The 5,859-nt window shown below is 33.1% G+C and carries 6 protein-coding genes and 1 pseudogene (1 of these 7 only partly in view); all 7 read right to left on the bottom strand.

Annotated features, from left to right (window positions below; all coding sequences use genetic code 11):
• Positions 1–195 precede the first annotated feature (195 nt).
• Positions 196–951 carry a hypothetical protein gene (locus A2255_02585; GenBank protein ID OGI21382.1) on the bottom strand — a complete coding sequence of 252 codons (756 nt, stop codon included), beginning with the start codon at positions 949–951 and terminating at the stop codon, positions 196–198.
• A 79-nt stretch (positions 952–1,030) separates the two neighbouring features.
• Positions 1,031–1,972 (bottom strand): hypothetical protein, encoded by a 942-nt coding sequence (locus tag A2255_02580; protein ID OGI21381.1) that lies wholly within the window; start codon positions 1,970–1,972, stop codon positions 1,031–1,033.
• 111 nt (positions 1,973–2,083) lie between these two features.
• Positions 2,084–2,737, bottom strand: a complete 654-nt coding sequence (locus A2255_02575) for a hypothetical protein (GenBank protein ID OGI21380.1) — start codon at positions 2,735–2,737, stop codon at positions 2,084–2,086.
• Positions 2,734–3,375: a hypothetical protein gene (locus A2255_02570; protein ID OGI21379.1), complete on the bottom strand. Its 642-nt coding sequence runs from the start codon at positions 3,373–3,375 to the stop codon at positions 2,734–2,736. The genes A2255_02575 and A2255_02570 overlap by 4 nt, the downstream gene beginning before the upstream one ends.
• 245 nt (positions 3,376–3,620) lie before the next feature.
• Positions 3,621–4,370 carry a hypothetical protein gene (locus A2255_02565; GenBank protein ID OGI21378.1) on the bottom strand — a complete coding sequence of 250 codons (750 nt, stop codon included), beginning with the start codon at positions 4,368–4,370 and terminating at the stop codon, positions 3,621–3,623.
• 53 nt (positions 4,371–4,423) lie between these two features.
• Entirely contained in the window at positions 4,424–4,843 is a 420-nt protein-coding gene (locus A2255_02560; GenBank protein ID OGI21377.1) for an ATP synthase F1 subunit epsilon, read from the bottom strand.
• A gap of 2 nt (positions 4,844–4,845) precedes the next feature.
• Positions 4,846–5,859 (bottom strand): annotated as a pseudogene (locus A2255_02555) (F0F1 ATP synthase subunit beta); it runs 417 nt beyond the window's last position.

Genomic DNA, 5,859 nt, shown 5'->3' with positions numbered 1-5,859 from the left:
CCTTAATAGCTAGCGGGATAGATCCTGACGATTAATATTATAATTTCAATCTCTCATGCTTCAGGATGACACAAGGTATTATTGGAAGGATTGAGGACTTATGACAGTACGAAGTACTTCAGGATGATAATACTAAAACATAGAATTGCTAAATCTTTCAGCTAATTAACAATTCGAGTTAATTAACAGGAATTATTAATTTTTCTGAAAAAGTATTTTCATACTAAATGTATGGAAGTTTCTTTTATTTTCATATTTTTCTTCAAGAATTCTTTGGATATCTAGGCTTGGAAAAGTTGGGCTGTGCCAGTTTCGTAATTCATGAAATATAAACGGAGTCTGATCAAAGATTCGAATATAATCTTCATAAAACAGCCTGTTACTAATTTCAGGAGAATGATAAGTTTGATAAAGAATTTGATCTAATATTCGTGGAGTATATTTATCTGTTAATATTTCTCTTAATTCTTGCTCGGCGTAAAGTAAATGAGCCCAATCAGGAATTATATTATCATTAAAAGTAATATATTTCTCTCCGGTAAATACCCAGAGATGATGCCCTTTATTGCAAGACCAAATAGGACCAAATAGAGAAGAAAGAAAGCCTTTAGGTTTTAAAATTCTATAAATATTATCCATAGCCTTCTCAAGATTATTTATATGTTCAAAAGAATTTGTCGCAATTACTGTGTCAAAAACATTGTCCCCAAAATTATATTCACTTATATCTCCTATAATTACTTCATAATTATCATCTTTTATTGGAAAATAATTTGAAATATCTATACAAGTCCAACTTTTGGCATTTAATTCATCTATATACCCTTTAGGAAGTGCGCCTCCTACTTCCAAGACATTTTTATCTTTAAATAGGTTAAGCTTTTTACAATCTTCAATATGATTAGATTCCCAAACAGCAATATCTCTCTCATATTTACCAGCTAAACTCATAAATACCCCTAAAATGCTATGGATTTGTATTCACTGTCTTTCAACAATTGATCTTATTATATAGTTTACACTATATTTTTTACATATCACCACGTTTAAATTCGGCATAAACTTGGTCTTTATAGGGAATAGACTTTATAGCACCAAGGCCTTGAACTTGCATGCCAGAATCAATGCAAGCTAATTTTGCAGCTTCAAAAGGTGTATATCCTACTGTAATGCCGTGTAAAAATGCCCCATTATAGGCATCTCCTGCGCTAGTAGTATCTACTACACTGGTCACACAGGATGGAACATGGTTCATTTCTCCATTATAACCAATAGTGCTACCATCTTTTCCCATCTTAGTAACTACTGTATTTATACCTCTATCCCAAAAATACTTAATAATCTTATCTGGAGAAGAAATTCCAATAAGTTTCTCTGCATCATGAGAGGTATTCAAGAAAATTATGTCTACATAATCAATAATCTCTTCTAAAGCTTCTTTTGCTTCACTTATGCTCCAAAGCTGAGGTCTGTAATTTGGATCATAAGCAACCATACAACCTTTTTCTTTAGCTACGTTAAAGGCTTTTCCAACAGCTTCTTTAGCAGAATTAGATATAGATTGAGTTATACCAGTAGAATAAATGATAGAAGCTCTCTCAATATAATCTTCAGGAATATCATCCACTGAAAGGGTAGATGCTGCACTTTTTTTTCTATAGTAAGCAAACTGTTTTTCACCACTTTGCTGTCTTGATATAAAATAAAGCCCGTTATAACCATCAACTAATCTCACATAATTGATATCTATATTTTCTGCCTGCCAGGAATCCAGAAGAAAATCCTTAAAAAAATCATTCCCAACTCTTGTAATATATCCTACTTTTGACCCTAATCTAGCAGCAGCAACAGCAGCACATAGTGTATCGCCGCCATAATATTTATGCAATATTTGAGCATATGTGAGACTTTCATTAGTAGAAAGCTCTATCATGCTTTCACCAATAGAAATTATATCAATACTATCAGTCATATATTTCTGGTTTTACTCCCAAATGTTTAATCTACTTCGATAAATTTTAAAACTTAAATTTATTTAATCTGGATTTTACCATAAGGTCAAATTCATAAAAACTTTTCTTTCTTATTTATTTTCCAGATAATCATTTAGCTTATGAACAACCGCTTTTGCTCTGCTAGTTATTACGGAAAAGTTCTCTTCATCGAAATAAAAAACCTTGCCCATTCCAACTGCAACAGCGCCAGCCTTTAAATATTCTGTAAAATTATCTAGATTAACTCCACCCGTTGGAATTAAAGGTAAAAAAGGCATTGGAGTTAAAATATCATAAATGTAATCAGGCCCGCCAAGATCTTTTGCAGGAAATATTTTTATGAGATTAACCCCTAATTTCCAGGCATTATAAGCTTCTGTTGGGGTTGCAGCTGCAGTAATAATCGGAAGCATCTTCCCTTTACATAGTTTTATTAAATTCATTTCTGCAACCGGTGAAACAATGAGTTCTGCACCTGCAGAAATGGCATTTTCTGCTTGTGCTCCTGTAATAACAGATCCTGCTGCAACAGATACCCCTTCAATTTTAGATATTTCATCTATAACAACAGAAGTATCTATATGGCTCATAGTAATCTCAATTACTTTTAGCCCCCCATCAATAAGTGCTTTTGAAACATCAATGGCTCTTTGCACATTATTAGTTCTTACAACAGCAATAATTTTATTTTTTTCAATTTTATCTATTATTTTAGTTTTTTTCTGAATACCTTCAGCCATCATTCGGGAATTTCTCCTCTAAGATATTGCCTTAAAATAACTCTGATAGGAGCAGCCTCAGCTTTTATATTAATAGGGAGCGCTATAAGCTCATACTCACCTGGATCAATATCAGATAAATTTAATCCTTCAATAATTATAACATCATTTTCCAGTAATCTTTTATGAACAGGCATATCTGAATTGTATTTATCTAACGAATAATAATCAAACCCTACTAACCTGATATCTTCTTTAACTAGATACTCAGCAGCACTTTCATCAAGATAAACGTAATCTTCACTAAATCTTTCCATAGTCATAAGGCCAGAATTATTGGTTTTAAATAGAACTCTTGAATAATTTGAGAAATCCAAACTTTTTAAATCAGTTGCACTAATATAATCAGTATTTGGAAACTCTAAAACAATGGTTTTTCCAATTAAAATCTTTAAATCCAATTCGTTTACATTTGTTTTATCAGAAAACAAATGGGCTGGTGCATCAATATGAGTTCCTGTATGGACACCCATAGAAAGTTTTGATAACTCATATCCATCTTTAGAAATAGTTTTGACTTTTTCTATCTTTAATTCCGGATCACCCGGATAAACAGGAGTATTTTCACTTAAAAACATGCTTACATCAAAAATTCCTGGCATAATAAACTTCCTCCCAATTATTTTTCACATAATTATCCTACAAATACTTAGGATGAAAGTATCAACTAACCTAATTCTTTGTTTTAAAATAATGATAATTGTTAAAGGAATAATTAATTAATATTCTAGTTGCTACTTAAATAACTTGGATGTCATTACGAACCATTTAATATCAATTATTTCTAGAATCTTCCCTGTAAAGCAATCTCAATGCATCAATTTATGTAGCTGACAACTTGAATTAATTAATATTTTCTGTTAACAGCTTTTTTGTGAGCTGAAAACTCAATTTCATCATTTAATTCTGTTAGCTTAACATCACTACTATTTGTTCTTCTCAGGGCAAGGGTAATCAAATAATCTGTAAAATGTGGATTTTTAGGTAATAAAGAACCATGCAAATAAGTCCCAAAGACATTTTTATAAACAGCACCTTCTGTTTTATCCTTACCGTTATTACCATTACCTACTTGCACAATACCAAGAGGCTTTGTTTCACCTTGTAAATATGTAAGTCCACTATGATTCTCAAAACCTACTAAAGTATTTGGATTTTTAATATCTGTTTTTTTCAATTCAGAAAAATCTGTATTAATTGTTACATTTCCGATATATCTTGTATTTCCTGCAATGGTATAAGCATCTAAAATACTAATTCCAGGTATTTTATCCCCTTGATGAGGTTGATAATAATGTCCTAAAAGTTGATAACCGCCACATATTGCAAGGAAAACAGCATTATTATCTGCAGCTTTTCTTAAATTCTCTGCCTGTCTTTGAAGTTCACTCGCAACCATAATTTGCTGCTGATCCTGACCGCCACCAATAAAATAAAAATCAAACAAATCCGGGTCTATTTCATCTCCAGGATTTATTTCATGAACCTCAACATTAATATTCCTCCATAAACATCTTTGTGTAAAAGCTGTAACATTACCTTTATCACCATAAATATTTAGGAGTTCAGGATAAAGATGAGCAATATGAAGCTTCATAAATATCTCACAGTTATTACTGGGTTAATGTCTCTTAGAAAACCTGAAACAAATTAAATACCAGGTCTCATTCTTGTAGCTGCCTGAATTCTGGTAAGAGCTCTTGCAAGAGCCGCCTGAGCTCTGTCTGTATCTATATCTCTTGCACCAGCTCTAAGCCTTACTTCAGCTCTTTCTTCAGCAGCTTTAGCTCTCTGAACATCTATTTCCTCACCACGTTCCGCAGTTTCAGAAAAAATAGTAATATTATTTTCACTTATCTGAAAGATTCCACCAACCACTACAACAAGTTCATCTTGATTATCTTTTACATACTTAGTAATCCCAATATCTAAAGCTGTCATAAAAGGTATATGACCGGGTAAAATACCAAATTCACCATCAATAGCTTTAGAATATACAGCATCAACTTGTTCATCCACAAGTGTTCTTTCAGGAGTTATAATCTTTAAATTTAGCTTATTTTCTGGCATTTTTAACCTCTTGCCATTTTTTCAGCTTTTTCTCTGGCTTCTTCTATAGTTCCTACCATATAGAAAGCTTGTTCTGGAAGATCATCGTGTTTGCCTTCAAGAATTTCTTTAAATCCTCTAATGGTATCTTCAAGTTTAACATACTTTCCAGGTATACCTGTAAACGTTTCAGCAACAAAGAACGGCTGACTTAAGAATCTTTGAAGACGTCTTGCTCGTCCTACAATAATTTTATCATCTTCTGAAAGTTCATCCATTCCAAGAATTGCAATAATATCCTGTAAGTCTTTATATCTTTGAAGAATTTGCTGAACGTCCCTTGCTACTCCATAGTGTTCTTCGCCAATAATTCTTGGATCAAGTACACGGCTTGTACTTGCAAGAGGATCAACAGCAGGATAAATACCTAGTTCAGAGATTTGTCTTGAAAGAACTGTAGACGCATCAAGAAATGCAAATGTTGTAGCCGGAGCAGGATCAGTTAAATCATCAGCAGGTACATAAATAGCCTGAACGGATGTAATTGAACCTTCCATTGTACTGGTAATTCTTTCTTGCAGCTCACCCATTTCTGTAGCTAATGTTGGCTGATAACCTACAGCACTTGGCATACGACCAAGAAGCGCTGATACTTCAGAGCCTGCTTGAACGAATCTAAAGATATTATCAATAAACAAAAGCACATCTTGTTTTGATACATCTCTAAAATATTCAGCAACAGTAAGAGCACTTAATCCAACTCTCATTCTTGCACCAGGTGGCTCATTCATTTGTCCGTAAACAAGAGCAACTTTATCAATAACTCCGGACTCTTTAAATTCATTCCAAAGATCATTTCCTTCTCTTGTTCTTTCGCCAACGCCGCCAAATACAGAAACACCGCCATGCTCTTGCGCAATGTTGTGGATCAATTCCTGAATAATAACTGTTTTTCCAACACCTGCACCACCAAAAAGTCCAACTTTACCACCTTTTGAATAAGGTTCAAGAAGATCAATAACTTTAATTCCTGTCTC

This window comes from Candidatus Melainabacteria bacterium RIFOXYA2_FULL_32_9, from assembly GCA_001784615.1.
In the GTDB taxonomy this organism is placed as follows: Bacteria; Cyanobacteriota; Vampirovibrionia; order Gastranaerophilales; family UBA9579; genus UBA9579.
The sequence above is the reverse complement of the archived record's forward strand: the minus strand, read 5'-3'. Positions and strand labels throughout refer to the sequence as shown.